This window comes from Streptomyces sp. NPDC037288, from assembly GCF_055603265.1.
This window is the reverse complement of record NZ_JBVJVY010000027.1, coordinates 1-15,296: the sequence shown is the minus strand read 5'-3', so window position 1 is coordinate 15,296 and position 15,296 is coordinate 1. Positions and strand designations below refer to the sequence as shown.

General features: G+C 70.6%; 9 protein-coding genes. 2 read left to right on the top strand and 7 right to left on the bottom strand.

What is annotated here, in order from left to right; all coding sequences use genetic code 11:
• Nucleotides 1-4: 4 nt before the first annotated feature.
• Complete coding sequence (locus ACZ7GZ_RS26990; RefSeq protein ID WP_471027992.1) at nucleotides 5-1,021, top strand: DUF8189 domain-containing protein; 1,017 nt, start codon at nucleotides 5-7, stop codon at nucleotides 1,019-1,021.
• A gap of 72 nt (nucleotides 1,022-1,093) precedes the next feature.
• Here ACZ7GZ_RS26990 and ACZ7GZ_RS26985 read toward each other — a convergent pair whose 3' ends face one another.
• Together ACZ7GZ_RS26985 and ACZ7GZ_RS26980 are read right to left on the bottom strand one after the other, a co-directional pair.
• Nucleotides 1,094-3,223 carry a 3-hydroxyacyl-CoA dehydrogenase NAD-binding domain-containing protein gene (locus ACZ7GZ_RS26985; RefSeq protein WP_471027991.1) on the bottom strand — a complete coding sequence of 710 codons (2,130 nt, stop codon included), beginning with the start codon at nucleotides 3,221-3,223 and terminating at the stop codon, nucleotides 1,094-1,096.
• Nucleotides 3,220-4,437 (bottom strand): thiolase family protein, encoded by a 1,218-nt coding sequence (locus tag ACZ7GZ_RS26980; protein WP_471027990.1) that lies wholly within the window; start codon nucleotides 4,435-4,437, stop codon nucleotides 3,220-3,222. Before ACZ7GZ_RS26980 ends, ACZ7GZ_RS26985 begins: the two co-directional genes overlap by 4 nt.
• Nucleotides 4,438-4,759: 322 nt before the next feature.
• Here ACZ7GZ_RS26980 and ACZ7GZ_RS26975 point away from each other — a divergent pair, with 322 nt between their 5' ends.
• On the top strand, nucleotides 4,760-6,310 hold the full coding sequence (locus tag ACZ7GZ_RS26975) for an MFS transporter (protein WP_471027989.1): 1,551 nt from the start codon (nucleotides 4,760-4,762) through the stop codon (nucleotides 6,308-6,310).
• Nucleotides 6,311-6,394: 84 nt separating this feature from the next.
• On the opposite strand, the gene ACZ7GZ_RS26970 is transcribed toward ACZ7GZ_RS26975, so the two are convergent.
• From ACZ7GZ_RS26970 to ACZ7GZ_RS26950, 5 genes are all read right to left on the bottom strand, one after another.
• Nucleotides 6,395-7,930: a long-chain-fatty-acid--CoA ligase gene (locus ACZ7GZ_RS26970; protein WP_471027988.1), complete on the bottom strand. Its 1,536-nt coding sequence runs from the start codon at nucleotides 7,928-7,930 to the stop codon at nucleotides 6,395-6,397.
• A gap of 144 nt (nucleotides 7,931-8,074) precedes the next feature.
• Complete coding sequence (gene hemA, locus ACZ7GZ_RS26965) at nucleotides 8,075-9,304, bottom strand: 5-aminolevulinate synthase (RefSeq protein ID WP_471027987.1); 1,230 nt, start codon at nucleotides 9,302-9,304, stop codon at nucleotides 8,075-8,077.
• Nucleotides 9,305-9,359: 55 nt separating this feature from the next.
• The gene (locus tag ACZ7GZ_RS26960) at nucleotides 9,360-11,012 is read right to left on the bottom strand and encodes a class I adenylate-forming enzyme family protein (RefSeq protein ID WP_471027986.1); all 1,653 of its coding nucleotides are present in this window, start codon (nucleotides 11,010-11,012) and stop codon (nucleotides 9,360-9,362) included.
• Complete coding sequence (locus ACZ7GZ_RS26955; RefSeq protein WP_471027985.1) at nucleotides 11,009-11,242, bottom strand: MbtH family protein; 234 nt, start codon at nucleotides 11,240-11,242, stop codon at nucleotides 11,009-11,011. The genes ACZ7GZ_RS26960 and ACZ7GZ_RS26955 overlap by 4 nt, the downstream gene beginning before the upstream one ends.
• 110 nt (nucleotides 11,243-11,352) lie before the next feature.
• Nucleotides 11,353-15,296, bottom strand: a 3,944-nt coding sequence (locus ACZ7GZ_RS26950) for a non-ribosomal peptide synthetase (protein WP_471027984.1), incomplete at its 5' end; no start/stop codon positions are given.

Below are 15,296 nucleotides of genomic sequence, written 5' to 3'. Positions count from 1 at the left end.
ACCGGTGAACGGCGACTGGCTCCTGCGCGGCCGCGACGGCCGGCTCAGTGTCTACCAGCTGTCGGGCGACACCGTCCTGGTGCGGGCGGAGCGCGAGCCCGGCGGCCCCTGGACCGACCCGCGGCGCGTGGGCGGCGATCAGCGGCTGCACCCCTCGGTCGGTGTCGGACAGGGCGCGGACGGCTATGCCCACCTGGTGGCCTGGCGGCCCACGGTCGAGGGCGAGTCGGGCCTGGTGCACTCCACGCACTTCCGCCCGCTGCTCGCGCCCCTGGACTGGAACTCGATCGGCCACCCGAAGAAGAAGGGCGACCGCACGGGCACACCCGCCGTCACCGTCGACGCCCAGGGCCGCGCCCATGTCTTCGTCCGCAACAACGGTGCGGGGGTGCACCACGTCGTCCAGATGGAGAAGGGCGGCTGGGAGCCTTGGCGGGACCTGCGGGGCAGCAAGGTCCAGGACGGCCTGGCGGCGGTGACCGGGGAGTCCGGCAGGGTCGAGGTGTACGCGGCCGTTCCCGACGGCATCCTGCACTGGCGCCAGGAGGAGCCGGGCGCCCGGCCGGTCATGCAGGAGCCGCTGAAGGCCCCGGTCCGCCCCGGCACCCTGCGCGCCCTGGCGACCTCACCCGAGAGCACGACGGTGTTCTTCACGGACACCTCGGGGGACCTGTGCGCCTGGCGCCCCGGCGGCAAGCCGGCGGTCCTCCTGCCCGCGGCGGGCCCCGGCCCGGTCGCGGCGGTCCGCTGCGAACTCGACGGCCACGGCTGCACCCTGCTCGCCCAGCGCTCGGCGAGCGGCCGTGTCGCCTTCGCCGCCTACCCGACCGAACTGGAGTCGGCGGGCGCCTGGTGGACCGAGTCGGGCCCGCGACTGCCCGTGGACGCGACGGTGTCCCTGACCACGGATGCCGACGGCCGGGTGACGGCGGCAACCCTGTCCCCGTCCACGGGCCAACTCCTGCTGACCCGCCGCAAGGACGAACCGGGCATGGCGCTGGAGGCGTGGCGGCAGGTCTGAACCGGCACACGCAAAACGCCGGGTGCCCGCACCCCGCAGGGGTACGCGCACCCGGCGTTCACCGGCGGAGCGTTACGCCGGGACGCTCGCCACGCCCGGGGCCAGGAACTTCTTGCCGTTCACGCGCTCCGAGACGCCCTCGCGGTCCAGGTACGGCGTGATGCCGCCCAGGTGGAAGGGCCAGCCGGCGCCCGTGATCAGGCAGAGGTCGATGTCCTGGGCCTCGGCGACGACGCCCTCGTCGAGCATGAGCCCGATCTCCTGCGCCACCGCGTCGAGCACCCGCGCCCGGACCTGCTCCTCGGTCAGGACGGTGTCACCCTGCTTGAGCAGCGCGGCGACCTCCGGGTCCAGCTCCGGCTTGCCGCTGTCGTAGACGTAGAAGCCGCGCTTGCCCGCCTTGACGACGGCCGCGAGGTTCGGGGAGACCGTGAAGCGGTCCGGGAAGGCCCGGTTGAGGGTCTCCGAGACGTGCAGGCCGATCGCGGGACCGACCAGCTCCAGGAGCACCAGCGGGGACATCGGCAGGCCGAGCGGCTCGACGGCCTTCTCGGCGACCTCGACCGGGGTGCCCTCGTCGATGACGTTCTGGATCTCGCCCATGAAGCGGGTCAGGATGCGGTTGACGACGAACGCCGGGGCGTCCTTCACCAGAACCGCCGTCTTCTTCAGCTTCTTGGCGACGGCGAAGGCCGTGGCCAGCGAGGCGTCGTCGGTCTTCTCGCCGCGGACGATCTCCAGCAGGGGGAGGATCGCGACGGGGTTGAAGAAGTGGAAGCCCACGACCCGCTCGGGGTGCTTGAGCTTCGACGCCATCTCCGTGACCGACAGCGAGGAGGTGTTGGTCGCGAGGATCGCGTGCGCCGGGGCGACCGCCTCGACCTCCGCGAAGACCTGCTGCTTGACACCGATCTCCTCGAAGACGGCCTCGATGACGAAGTCCGCGTCGGAGAAGCCCTCGGCCTTGTCCAGGACACCGGTGACCAGGGCCTTGAGACGGTTGGCCTTGTCCTGGTTGATCCGGCCCTTGCCGAGCAGCTTGTCGATCTCGGCGTGGACGTAGCCCACACCCTTGTCGACGCGCTCCTGGTCGATGTCGGTCAGCACGACCGGCACCTCCAGGCGGCGCAGGAACAGCAGGGCCAGCTGCGAGGCCATCAGACCGGCGCCGACCACGCCGACCTTGGTGACCGGGCGGGCCAGGTTCTTGTCCGGGGCGCCGGCGGGACGCTTGCCGCGCTTCTGGACGAGGTTGAACGCGTAGATCCCGGCGCGCAGTTCGCCGCCCATGATCAGGTCGGCGAGGGCCTTGTCCTCGGCGTCGTAGCCCTGCTGCAGGTCACCGTTCCTGGCGGCGGCGATGATGTCGAGGGCGCGGTAGGCGGCCGGAGCGGCGCCGTGCACCTTGGAGTCCGCGATGAAGCGGCCCTTGGCGACGGCCTGGTCCCACGCCTCACCGCGGTCGATCACCGGGCGCTCGACCTCGATGTCGCCCTTGAGGACCTGCGCGGTCCAGATCAGCGACTGCTCCAGGAAGTCGGCGCCCTCGAAGATCGCGTCGGCGATGCCGAGCTCGAAGACCTGCTTGCCCTTGAGCTGCTTGTTCTGGTTCAGGGAGTTCTCGATGATGACCGAGACGGCCTTGTCGGCGCCGATCAGGTTCGGCAGCAGGGTGCAGCCGCCCCAGCCGGGGACCAGGCCGAGGAAGACCTCGGGCAGCGAGAACGCCGGGATCGCCTTGGAGACGGTCCGGTAGCTGCAGTGCAGACCGACCTCGACGCCGCCGCCCATCGCCGCGCCGTTGTAGTAGGCGAAGGTCGGCACGGCCAGCTTCGACAGGCGCTTGAAGACGTCGTGGCCGCCCTTGCCGATGGCCAGCGCGTGCTCGTGCTCCTTGAGGATCTCCACGCCCTTGAGGTCGGCGCCGACCGCGAAGATGAACGGCTTGCCGGTGATACCGACGCCGACGATCCCGCCGTCCGCCGCCTCCTTCTCGACCTGGTCGATCGCGGCGTTCAGGTTCGCCAGCGATCCCGGGCCGAAGGTGGTCGGCTTGGTGTGGTCGAAGCCGTTGTCAAGCGTGATCAGCGCGAAGCGGCCGGCCCCGGACGGCAGGTCCAGGTGGCGTACGTGCGCACTGGTGACGACCTCGTCGGGGAAGAGTTCGGAAGCCTGCTTCAGAAGCTCGGCGGTGGTGCTCACTTGTCCCCCTCGAAGTACGGGTTCTCCCAGATGACCGTCGCGCCCATGCCGAAGCCGACGCACATGGTGGTCAGGCCGTAGCGGACCTCGGGCTGCTCCTCGAACTGGCGGGCCAGCTGCGTCATCAGCCGGACGCCGGAGGAGGCGAGCGGGTGACCGAAGGCGATGGCGCCGCCGTACTGGTTGACGCGCTCGTCGTCGTCCGCGATGCCGTAGTGGTCGAGGAGGGCCAGGACCTGGACGGCGAAGGCCTCGTTGATCTCGAACAGGCCGATGTCGGAGATCGACAGGCCCGCCTTGGCGAGGGCCTTCTCCGTGGCCGGGATCGGGCCGTAGCCCATGACCTCCGGCTCGACGCCCGCGAAGGCGTACGACACGAGCCGCATCTTCACCGGCAGGCCGTTCTCGCGGGCGAAGTCCTCGCTCGCGATGATCGACGCGGTGGCGCCGTCGTTGAGACCGGCCGCGTTACCGGCGGTGACCCGGCCGTGCACACGGAACGGCGTCTTCAGGCCGGAGAGGTTCTCCAGGGTGGTGCCCGGGCGCATCGGCTCGTCGGCGGTGACCAGGCCCCAGCCGGTCTCGCCGGCCTCCGGGTTGGTGCGGCGCACCGAGATCGGCACCAGGTCCTGCTGGATCTTGCCGTTGGCGTAGGCCTTGGCGGCCTTCTCCTGCGAGCGCACCGCGTACTCGTCGGCGCGCAGCTTGGTGATCTGCGGGTACCGGTCGTGCAGGTTCTCCGCGGTCATGCCCATGAAGAGGGCGGACTCGTCGACCAGCTTCTCGGAGACGAACCGCGGGTTCGGGTCCACGCCCTCGCCCATCGGGTGGCGGCCCATGTGCTCGACGCCACCGGCGATGACGGCGTCGTAGGCGCCGAAGGCGATCGAACCGGCGGTCGTCGTCACGGCGGTCAGGGCGCCGGCGCACATGCGGTCGATCGAGTAGCCGGGCACGGACTGCGGCAGGCCGGCGAGGATCCCGGCGGTGCGGCCGAGCGTGAGCCCCTGGTCGCCGATCTGCGTGGTCGCGGCGATGGCGACCTCGTCGATCTTCTTCGGGTCCAGACCGGGGTTGCGGCGCAGCAGCTCCCGGATCGCCTTCACGACGAGGTCGTCGGCGCGGGTCTCGTGGTAGATGCCCTTCGGGCCCGCCTTGCCGAACGGGGTGCGGACGCCGTCGACGAAGACGACGTCCCTGACGGTACGAGGCACGATGGCTCTCCTCCAGATGCGGGATGGCACTGCCGCGCTGCGCTGAGCGCGCGCTCAGTCCCCATGCTACTTATGAGTAACGTAGCTGCACACCCCTGGACGGGGGAGCGGTGAACGTCACACCTTCGGTGGCGCCGGCCCCGGGGCGTGGGTACCCGATGCGGGCAATCGCCGACAGCGTCGGATGCGTCGGCCGGCCCGGCTGTGATCGCGAAGGTGGCGGCCGTTCACAGCGATTTCAGGCAGCCCCTTCCTCTATTGATTGCGGAGCGCATGAAGCCGATGCTAGAGTGCGTTCCTATACATTGTAGAGGAGGTTAGTGTGAGTGACCCGGCCCCTCATCGCCGGCGCTGGTGGATCCTGGGCGTCTTAAGTCTTTCCCTGTTGACCGTCGTGCTTGACAACACGGTTCTCAATGTCGCCCTGCCGTCACTGGTGAAGGACTTAGGCGCGAGCACCGCCGAAACCCAGTGGATCGTCAATTCCTATTCGCTCGCCCAGGCAGGTCTGTTGTTGACCGCCGGGAATGTGGCGGACCGATACGGTCGCAAGCGCGCGCTGCTCCTGGGTCTCGGCGTCTTCGGTCTTGGATCTCTTGGCGCGGCCTTCTCCGCCACGCCGGTCCAGCTGATTCTCACCCGCGCCTTCATGGGGATCGGCGGCTCCTTCCTCATGACCACCACGCTGGCGTTGGTCATGCAGATCTTCCCCGACTCCGAGCGCCCCAAGGCCATCGGCGTATGGGCCGGGGTCAGTGCTCTCGGATTCACCGCGGGGCCCGTGGTCGGCGGATTCATGCTCGACCATGCGTGGTGGGGTTCGATCTTCCTGATCAACCTTCCCGTGGCGGCCGTCAGCCTTGTCGCGGTCATCTTCATGGTGCCGGAGTCGAAGAATCCAACGGGAGGCCGACCGGACCTCGTGGGGGCTGCACTCTCCGTCGCAGGAATGGTCGGCATCGTTTATGCCGTCATCGTCAGCCCGTCGAAAGGGTGGGGGTCGGGCGAGACCCTGGTCCCGGGTGTGGCCGGGCTACTGGCCATGGGGCTCTTCATTCTCTGGGAGCGCCGCATTCCTCATCCCATGCTCAGTATGTCGCTTTTCCAGGACCGCATGTTCAGTTTCGCCGCGACCGGCGGCATTCTTGTCGCGTTCGGCATGAGCGGTGCCCTGTTCGTGCTCACCCAGTACTTGCAGTTCCTGGAGGGCTTCAGCCCGATCAAGGCCGGCTTCGCCACCGCCCCGATGGCGGCGACCGTGGTCGTGTTCAACCTGACGGGGACCGGTGCCCGGGTGCTGCGGCGGATCGGCTCCGGCCGTGCCGTCATGGTCGGGATCCCGCTGATCGCCGCGGGACTGGCGACGTCCGGGATCTTCGTCCGGGACGGCTACCCGGGAATCGTCGTGGGGCTGGTCCTGGTCGGTTCCGGAGTCGGGCTCGCCATGCCCGCGGTGGCGAACGCGATCATGACGGCGATCTCGCGGAAACGCGCGGGCACCGGCGCCGGGGTCAACGGCACCCTTCAGGAGCTCGGCGCGAGTCTGGGCGTGGCGGTGCTGGGTGCCGTACTCTCCGCGCGATTCGCGTCCTCGCTGCCGAACGTTCTGCACAACGAGGGAAACCAGTCCCTGCCGGCCGCGCTGGCCAAGGCGGCGGCCCTGCCCGGTTCCGCGGCGCTCGCCAAGGACGCGAAGGACGCTTTCGTCGCGGGCTTGTCCACCAGCCAGATCACCGGTGCCGTCCTTCTCTTCATCGGTGGTCTCGTCGTGGGGCGGGCCCTCCGCCGTGCCGAGCGCACCATCCAGGGGCAGCCGGCGCAGGGCGGTTCCCAGCGCCCGAAAGCACCGTCCTCGGCCGGCGTCCACGAGTGACCGGCAGCGGGTGTGCCACCCCCGGGCAGTGCCTGACCGGAACACGGCGGCACCGCCCCGCGGCCGGATGCCGTGGGGCGGTGCTCAGGCGCCCAGCCAGGCCACCAGGTCCCGCTTGAGGACCTTCCCGCTCGCGCCGACCGGGAGCGCGTCGACGAACTCCACACGCCGCGGATACTTGTACGCCGCCATCCGCTGCCTGCTCCAGGCCACGAGCCGCGCTCCGAGTTCGGGGCCGGGTGTCGCCCCGGACGCCGCGATCACCACCGCGCACACCTCCTCGCCGTGGGTGGTGTCCGGAACGCCGACGACGGCGACCTGTGCCACGGCCGGGTGCCGCATGAGGACCTCCTCGACCTCGCGCGGGTACACGTTGTAGCCGTTGCGCAGCACCATGTCCTTCTTGCGGTCCACGAGGGAGAGGTAGCCCTCCTCGTCCTTCACACCGAGGTCGCCGGAGCGGAACCAGCCGTCCACCATCACCTCGGCCGTGGCCTCGGGCCGGCCGAGATAGCCGGCCATCACGTTGTGGCCGCGGATGACGACCTCGCCGATCTCGTTCGGCGGGAGCAGCTCGATACGGTCCTCCACGTCGGGCCGGGCGATCGCGACGTCGATCCCCCACACCGGCCGGCCGACCGTTCCCGGGCGGCGCGGCCACGCCCGCTGGTTGTAGGCAACCACCGGGGAGGTCTCCGTCAGGCCGTACCCCTCGTAGATCGGGCAGCCGAACACCGCCTCGAAGTCCTCCAGGACCGTGACCGGCAGCGCCGATCCTCCGGAGAACGCCCGGTCGAGGCGCGGCCGGTGGCCGGCCCGGTCGACGGCGTCGAGCAGCGCGATGTACATCGTCGGCACGCCCATGAAGACCGTGCACCGGTGGGTCACCATCAGCTCGAGGGCGCGCGGCGCGTCGAAGGCGGGCATCAGCACCATGGTCCCGCCGGCCCGGAAGCAGACGCCCATGCCGCAGATCTGCCCGAACGTGTGGAAGAGCGGCAGCACCCCGAGCAGCACGTCATCGGCCTGGAAGCCGAAGGGGGACAGCATCGAGACGGTGATGTTCATGGTGACGTTGAGGTGGGTGAGCATCGCCCCCTTGGGCCGGCCGGTGGTGCCGGAGGTGTAGAGGACCAACGCGATGTCGTCCGGCTCGCACGGGCGGTAGGTGTCGACGGGGACGGCCTGTTCGGCGAGCACATCCAGCCGGGGGCCCGCCGCGTCGTCGTCCGCCAGCACCGTGAGCACCGGTACGCCGGCCTGCTCAGCGCCCGGGTGGCCCTCACCGAGCAACGGCGCGGCACAGACCAGCGTGGCGGCGCCGCAGTCCCGCAGCGCGTAGCCGATCTCCTCGGCCTTGAGTAGCGCGTGCAACGGCACCACGGTCGCGCCGAGCGCCAGGGCGCCGAAGTACACCTTGGGGAAGTGCGGCGTGTTCGTCAGCAGCATCGCGACCCTGTCGCCCGGGCCGATCCCGTGGTTCTTCAGCACCGACGCGTACTGCCGTGCCTGCTCCCACAGACTGCGATAGGTGATCTCCTGCGACTCGCAGATGACGGCCGGGTGGTCCGGGCGGCCGGCCGCGGACTCGGCGAGTACGGCTGCCAGGGACAGGGACATAGAGGCTCCACACATCGATCGGTTTCCAGGCCAGGGGCCGGCGGCGGCCACCGGGCGCCGACGGACGGCGGGCGAACCCTCCGGCCGCCGGCGCCCCGTGCCCCGCACGCGGTGCGCCCCGTCGGGGACCCGCGCCCCGGCAGGTCAGGCGTTACGGGCTTCGCCGCCGCGGGGCAGCTGCAGTTCCTGCCAGACGTCCTCGAGGGCTTCGGCGAACTTCTTGACGTCGGCGGGTGTGTGGGCGGCGGAGGGGGTGGCCCGCAGGATCTCCTCCCCGACCCGGACGCTCGGCGCGTTGATGGACTGCACGTAGACCCCGTACCGCTCCAGGAGCAGGGCGCACGCCTTGCGGCACCGTTCGTCGTCGCCGACGAAGACGGAGACGATGTGCGTCTCGGAGGACAGGAAGGGGATACCGCGCTCGGTGAGCAGCCGGTGGAGCAACCGGGCGTTCTCCGCGAGCCGTTGGCGCTCCTGCTCGGACGACCGCAGGTGCCGGATCGCGGCGAGCGCGCCGGCGACGGTGGCCGGCGGCAGCGAGGTGGTGAAGATGAAGGACCGGGAGAAGCCGCGGACGGACTCGACCAGCGCCGCCGGACCGGCGATGTAACCACCGGCCGTACCGAAGCCCTTGGCCAGAGTGCCCATGACGACCGTGAACTCGTCGGCGATTCCCTCGCGGGCCGCGATGCCCGCGCCCTCGGGCCCGTACATCCCGACCGCGTGCACCTCGTCGAGGTACGTGGTGGCGCCGAACCGCTTGGCCAGTGCGGCTATCTCGCTGAGCGGCGCGATGTCACCGGACATGGAGTACACCGACTCCAGGACGATGAGCTTGGGGCGATCCGGGTCGGCGGCGGCCAGCAGCTCCTCGAGGTGGGCCACGTCGTTGTGGCGGAAGATGCGCTTCTCCGCGCCGCTGTGCCGCAGGCCGTCGATGATGGACGCGTGGTTCAACTCGTCGGAGAAGACCAGCGTGTTCGGGGCGCGTCCGGCGATGACGGACAGCGATCCGTCGTTGGCCGTGTACCCGGAGGGGAAGATGACGGCGGCCTCCTTGCCGTGCAGCGCCGCGACCTCCTTTTCCAGCAGCACGTGGAGATGGTTGGTCCCGCTGATGTTCCGGGAACCGCCCGCGCCGGCGCCGAACGCGTCGACGGCGTCCTTCACGGCTTCGAGAACGGCGGGATGCTGCCCCATACCGAGATAGTCGTTGCTGCACCACACATCGATGTCCCGGTCGGTGTCCTCGAACGACCGACGCGCGACGGCGCTGGGGAACTTCCCCGCACGCCGGCCGACCTCCAGGAATTCCCGCCACTGAGCGCCGAATTCCGCCATCTCGCGGGAGAAGAACTCCAGGTGCTGGTTCATTGCGCTGACTCGCTCTCCATGTGGTACCAGTCCGAAAGTAAAGGTATGTGACGTATCAGGAAGAATCCGAAGAACCGGGAGAACCGGACGACGGAGCCGCTGCCCCGGCGCGCAGGAGCTGTTTGTCGGGCTTGCCCGAAGCAGTGAGAGGCAGACGTTCCCGCAGGGTGATGACGGCGGGTGCGTGGAACGGCGACAGGGCGGTCGAGACGTGGGCGCGCAGCTCCGCCACCCAGGCCTCCGGCTCCCGGCCGGGGCCGCCGCGCCCGTCCTGCCCGTGGCGCAGGACCACCGCGGCGTGCACGTGCTCGACCTCGTCACCGTCCCGGACGCCGTAGACCGCCGCCTGGGCGACCTGCGGATGGGACAGCAACGCGCTCTCGACGGCGCTGGGATGGACCTTCTCGCCCTTGCTCTTGATGACGTCGCCGAGCCGGCCGATGAGAAACAGATGGCCCTCGTGGTCCAGACGGCCGAGGTCTCCGGTGTGGAGCCAGCCGTCGCGCAGGACGCTCCGGGACCGGTCGTCGTCGCCGTACCCGTCCATCATGACCGGCGAGCGGACGCACACCTCGCCGGTATTCCCCGGCGGCAGGTCCCGTCCGGTCTCCGGGTCCCGGACGACCACCTCGACACCCGGAATCGGGCGTCCGGCACCGGCGAGGAGGTCCGCCCGGAAGTGGTCGGGGGGCGTCAGCACGCTGATGCCCCAGCTCTCCGTCGTCCCGTAGGTCTGGATGAGGACGGGTCCGAAGGCCCGAACGGCCTGCTCCAGGCGGGCCGGGGACGCCGGGCAGCCGCCGTAGATCAGCTGCTGGAGGCTGCTCAGATCGGCCGAGCCGAACCCGGGGTGGTCGAGGAGTGCGTAGATGTGCGGGACGGCCAGGAAGGTACGGGTCACACGGTGCGCGGACACCGCCTCCAGGACCGCTCCCGCCTCGAACTCCTCGTGCAGCACGACCGTACCGCCCGAGGTGAGCGCGGCGTCCACCATGGGCCCGATCGTGTGGCTGAGCGGGGTGGTGACCAGCATCCGCGGCCGGCTGCCGGAGTCCACGGTGGTGGCCACCATGTGGTTCCAGGCGGCCAGCGAGCGGCGCACACCCTTGGGCCGCCCGGTGGAACCACTCGTGTACGTGGTGACGGCGGGCACCCGGGGGACGAGCGACGCCAGCGCGACGGGGTCGGTGAGGGCCTCCTCGTCCCCGGCCTCCGCGGTGAGGTCGAGGAAGCCGGCGGCCGGGCCCTGGAGGCACGCGAGGGTGAGGGGTCCGGGCACGTGGGCCCGGACCGCCCGCGCCTGGTCCACCCGGGCCGCGTCGGTGACCAGCAGCGCGGCCCCGGTCTCCGCCAGGGCGGCGGCCTGAACGGCCGCGGGCAGGACGGCACCCGAGGACGCCGCGTTGGTGGAACCGACGTGCACCACGCCCGCACCGAGCAGGTGCGCCGCGTACCGGACCACCAGCATGTCCGGGCTGTTGGGCGCGGTGAGGACGCCCAGGATCGTGTCCGGCCCCACCCCGTGGGCCGCGAGGCCGGCCGCCGCGGTGACGACCGCCCCGTGGAGTTCGCGTGCGGTGCGGACGCCGTCGGACCACCGTACGACGATGCGCTCCGGCTCCTCGCGCAGGGCGTCGAGGAGGCTGCCCACGTAGTGGGGGTGCTCCCGCGACGGACGCGCGGGAGCGGACTGCGGTCGCGAGGTCATGCCGTGGAGGCCTCCGCCGTGGCCTGCTGGATCGCGCTGACGACGCTGCGGGGCCGCATGTCGGTCCACTGCGCCTCGATGTGGTCCAGGCACTCCTGGCGGCCGGCCTTCTCGTGCGCGATGTGCCAGCCGGCGGGCACGTCGATGTACGCGGGCCAGAGCGAGTACTGACCCTCGTCGTTCACCAGCGCCAGGTATTCGCCGTCGTTGTTCTCGAAGGGGTTGGACACGGTCGTGTACCTCTCTGTCGTTTCCTTGTCTGCGCCCGGGCAGGGCATGTCGCGCCGCATGCGTCGGATACCTCCGCACGGCGGCGGGAAGGGTGATGCGTCCGGGGGAGTCAGTCCGCCGTGCCGAGCTTGTCCGCGACCACCTTCGCGATCTCGGCAAGCGGCCCCGGCTGCACCATGTTCCGGTGCTCGCAGGCGATCGGGTGGTCCTCGATGCGGCCCTCGATGTGCGGTCGCCAACTCCGCGCCGTCGGTGCCTTGTCGTCCCGGCCCGACATGGCGGTGAAGTGGAGGAGGTCCCCCCGGAAGCGGACGGGGTCGAATCCCCTGAGCAGCTTGTTGTTGTTGATGAAGATGTCCATGAGCGCGGCGGTGCTCCGCTCGTCGAGACTGGCGAGGGCGCTGCCTTCCCGCCGGAGGATGTCCAGCGTGGCCGCCCGGTCCAGTCCGTTCTCCGCGTCCGCACCGGGATCGATCCCGACGAAGTGCAGGAGGTCGGCGAGGAGTTCCCGCTCCAGGCCCCCTTCCCCGCCGTGGTCCTGTTCCGGAACGATCGGGTAGGCGTCGAGCATCGCCAGCAAGCCGACCGTCTCGCCCTTCTCCTGCAGCCGGGTCGCGATCACGTGCGCCACCATGCCGCCGAAGGACCAGCCCAGCAGGTGGTACGGGCCCTCCGGCTGCACCGACCTGATCTGCTCCAGGTAGTCGTCGGCCATCTCCTCGACGGTCGCCGGCAACCGCGTCGCCTCGGCGAGCCCCCGGGCCTGCAGGCCGTAGATCGGGCGGTCCGGCTCGAGGTGCTGGAGCAGCCCGGCGTAGCACCAGCTCAGGCCGCCTCCCGGGTGGATGCAGAAGAGCGGGGGCCGGGTGCCGTTGACCCGCAGCGGCAGCAGGACGTCCAGGGCGCCCTCGCTGGTGTCCACGCCCAGCCGTGCGGCCAGGCCGGCCACGGTCGGCGCCTCGAACACGCTGCGGATCGACAGCTCCACGCCCAGCAGGTCGTGCACCCGGTTGATCAGCCGCGTCGCCAGCAGGGAGTGGCCGCCCAGGTCGAAGAAGTTGCTGTCGATGTCGACCCGGGGCAGGCCCAGGACCTCGGCGAAGACGCCGCACAGGATCTCTTCCTGGGGGGTGCGCGGGCCCCGCCCGGAGGATGCGATGTCCAGCACCGGCGCGGGCAGGGCCCGCCGGTCCACCTTGCCGCTGGGCGTCAGCGGCAGCGCCTCCAGCACGACGACCGCGGACGGCACCATGTGCTCCGGCAGCGCACCGGCGAGGTAGGTGATGCCCGCCAGGTAGGTGCGGAGCGCCGGGACGTCCACCTCGCGTCCGGGGACGGGCACGACATAGCCGACGAGGCGCCCCTCGCCCGGGCCGTCGGTCCGCAGCGCCACCGCCGCCTGGGAGACGTCCGGGTGCCCGGCCAGGACCGTCTCGATCTCGCCCAGTTCCACGCGCATACCCCGGACCTTGACCTGGGAGTCGGCTCGGCCGACGTACTCCAGTTGGCCCGCGGCGTTCCAGCGGACGAGGTCGCCGGTGCGGTACATCCGTTCGCCGGGGGTGCCGAAGGGGTTGGCGACGAAGCGTTCCGCGGTCAGTCCGGGGCGGTCCCGGTAGCCGCGGGCCAGGGCCGCGCCGGCCAGGTACAGTTCGCCGGTCACTCCGGTGGGCACCGGGGTCAGTCCGGCGTCCAGGACGTACGTCTGCGTGTTCCAGACGGGCCCGCCGATCGGCGCCGTCGCCCCCCACTGTGTCACGTCCTCAGGGACGGTGTGGGCGGTGACCAGGTGGGTTTCCGAGGGGCCGTAGTGGTTGTGCAGCCGTCGGCCGGGCTGAGCCGTGACGAAGTCCCGCACGGCCGGAGTCAGACGCAGGGCTTCGCCTCCCTGGCCGATGTGACGGAGGTCGGGGAGTGTGCGGCCCTGTTCCAGTGCCGCCTGGCACACCGCTTCGACCATCACGGTGGGCGCGTACAGTTCCTGGATCCGGTGTTCTTCGAGCCAGTGTACGAAGCGGGCCGCGTCGCGTCGCACCTCGGCGTCGGGGACCACCAGCCGCTTCCCGGACCCCAGTGACTCCAGGATCTCCTGTGCCGAGACGTCGAAGCTGATCGCGGTGAACTGCGCCACGGACGCGCCCGGTTCGCCGCCGATGGTTGTGATGTGCCAGGCGATCAGGTTCGCCAGCGCGCCCACGGTCATCACGACGCCCTTGGGGGTGCCGGTGGAGCCGGAGGTGTAGATGACATAGGCCGGGGACTGCGGCAGGACGACGCCGTGACGCTCACTCGCGGTCACGTCACCCGTCGGCAGTGCCGTGAGCTCGCCGGTCACCGCCGGATCGTCGAGCAGCACCCGTGTCACGCCGTCCGGGAGCCCGGAAGCGACCTCCCCGGTGCTCACCATCAGCACCGGGCTCGCGTCCCGCATCATGAACGCCAGGCGTTCGGCGGGGTAGTCGAGATCGAGGGGCAGGTAGGCGGCGCCGGTCTTGAGGACCGCCAGCACGGCGACGATCAGTTCGGCCGAGCGGGGCACGGCCAGCGCCACCAGCTGCTCTGGCCCCGCGCCCCGGGCGATCAGCAGGCGTGCCAGACGGTTGGCCCGCTCGTTCAGCTCGGCGTACGACAGCTCGGTGGCGTCGAAGACCAGTGCCGGTGCGTCGGGCCTGGCGCGCACCTGCGCCTCGAACGCCTCCGACAGCACACCGGGCACCGCCACGTCCTGGTCGGTGTCGTTCCACTGGTTCACGAGCCGGTCACGCTCGTCCGCCGACAGCAGATCCACCGCTGCGACGCGCTTGTCGGGTTCGGTCACGACCTGTTCGAGGGTCTGTACCAGGCGTTCGACCAGGGATTCCACGGTGCTGCGGTCGAAGAGGTCGGTGCTGTATTCCACGAAGCCTTCGAGCCCGGAGGGGGTGCCGGTGCCGGAGAGCCGTTCGTCGATGTTGAACAGCAGGTCGAAGCGAGAGGTGCCCGTGCCGACCGGTGTGCTGTGTGCTGTGACGCCGGGCAGGGACAGCTCGCCCGTCTTGGCGCTCTGGAAGGCCAGCATGACCTGGAAGAGGGGGTGGTGGGAGAGCGAGCGGGTGGGGTTGAGGACCTCCACCAGGTGTTCGAAGGGGACGTCCTGGTGGGCGTAGGCGGCCAGGTCCGTTTCACGGACCCGGGCCAGCAGCTCGCGGAACGTCGGGTCGCCGGAGACGTCGGTGCGCAGGACGAGTGTGTTGACGAAGAATCCGACCAGGTCGTCGAGTGCCTCGTCCATTCGGCCGGCGATGGGGGAGCCGAGGGGGATGTCGGAGCCGGCGCCCAGGCGCTTGAGCAGGACCGCGAGACCGGCCTGCAGGACCATGAACACACTCGCCCCGCACTCCCGGGCCAGTGCCACGACCCGGTCGTGCAGCTCCGGGCTGATGGTCAGGGGGACCGCGTCTCCCGCGTAACTGGCCACCGCCGGACGCGGACGGTCCACCGGAAGCTCCAACTGCTCCGGAACGCCCTCCAACGCGTTCGTCCAGAACTGCACCTGCCGGCCCGCGAGGCTGTCGGGGTCCTTCTCGTCGCCGAGCAGGCCGTGCTGCCACAGCGTGTAGTCCACGTACTGCACCGGAAGCTCGGTCCAGCCGGGCGTCCGGCCTTCCACCCGTGCCGCGTACGCCTCACCGACGTCCCGAGACAGGGGGCCCATGGACCAGCCGTCGCCGGCGATGTGGTGCAACACCAGCAGGAGGACGTGCTCGGTCGGCGACAGAGCGAACAGTGTCACGCGCAGCGGAGTCTCTGTGGCGAGGTCGAATCCGTACCGCGCGGCCTCGGCCAGCCGCGTCGGGAGCTCTTCCTCGGTCGTGTCGACGACGAAGAGCTCCGACGTGGCCTCGGACACGTCGAGTACGTGCTGGCGCGGGCCCTCCGCTCCGTCGGAGAACCTGGTCCGCAGGGTCTCGTGGCGTTCGATGACGTCGAGGAGGGCTGCTTGCAGGGCGGTGTGGTCGAGGTCTCCGGTCAGCCGGATGGCCATGGGCATGTTGTAGGTGGCGCTGGGTCCTT

Excerpts from the sequence above, each read along its gene's own strand:
- ACZ7GZ_RS26960 (WP_471027986.1), bottom strand. The coding sequence starts at position 11,012 with ATGACCTCGCGACCGCAGTCCGCTCCCGCGCGTCCGTCGCGGGAGCAC.
- ACZ7GZ_RS26970 (WP_471027988.1), bottom strand. The coding sequence starts at position 7,930 with ATGTCCCTGTCCCTGGCAGCCGTACTCGCCGAGTCCGCGGCCGGCCGC.
- hemA (WP_471027987.1), bottom strand. The coding sequence starts at position 9,304 with ATGAACCAGCACCTGGAGTTCTTCTCCCGCGAGATGGCGGAATTCGGC.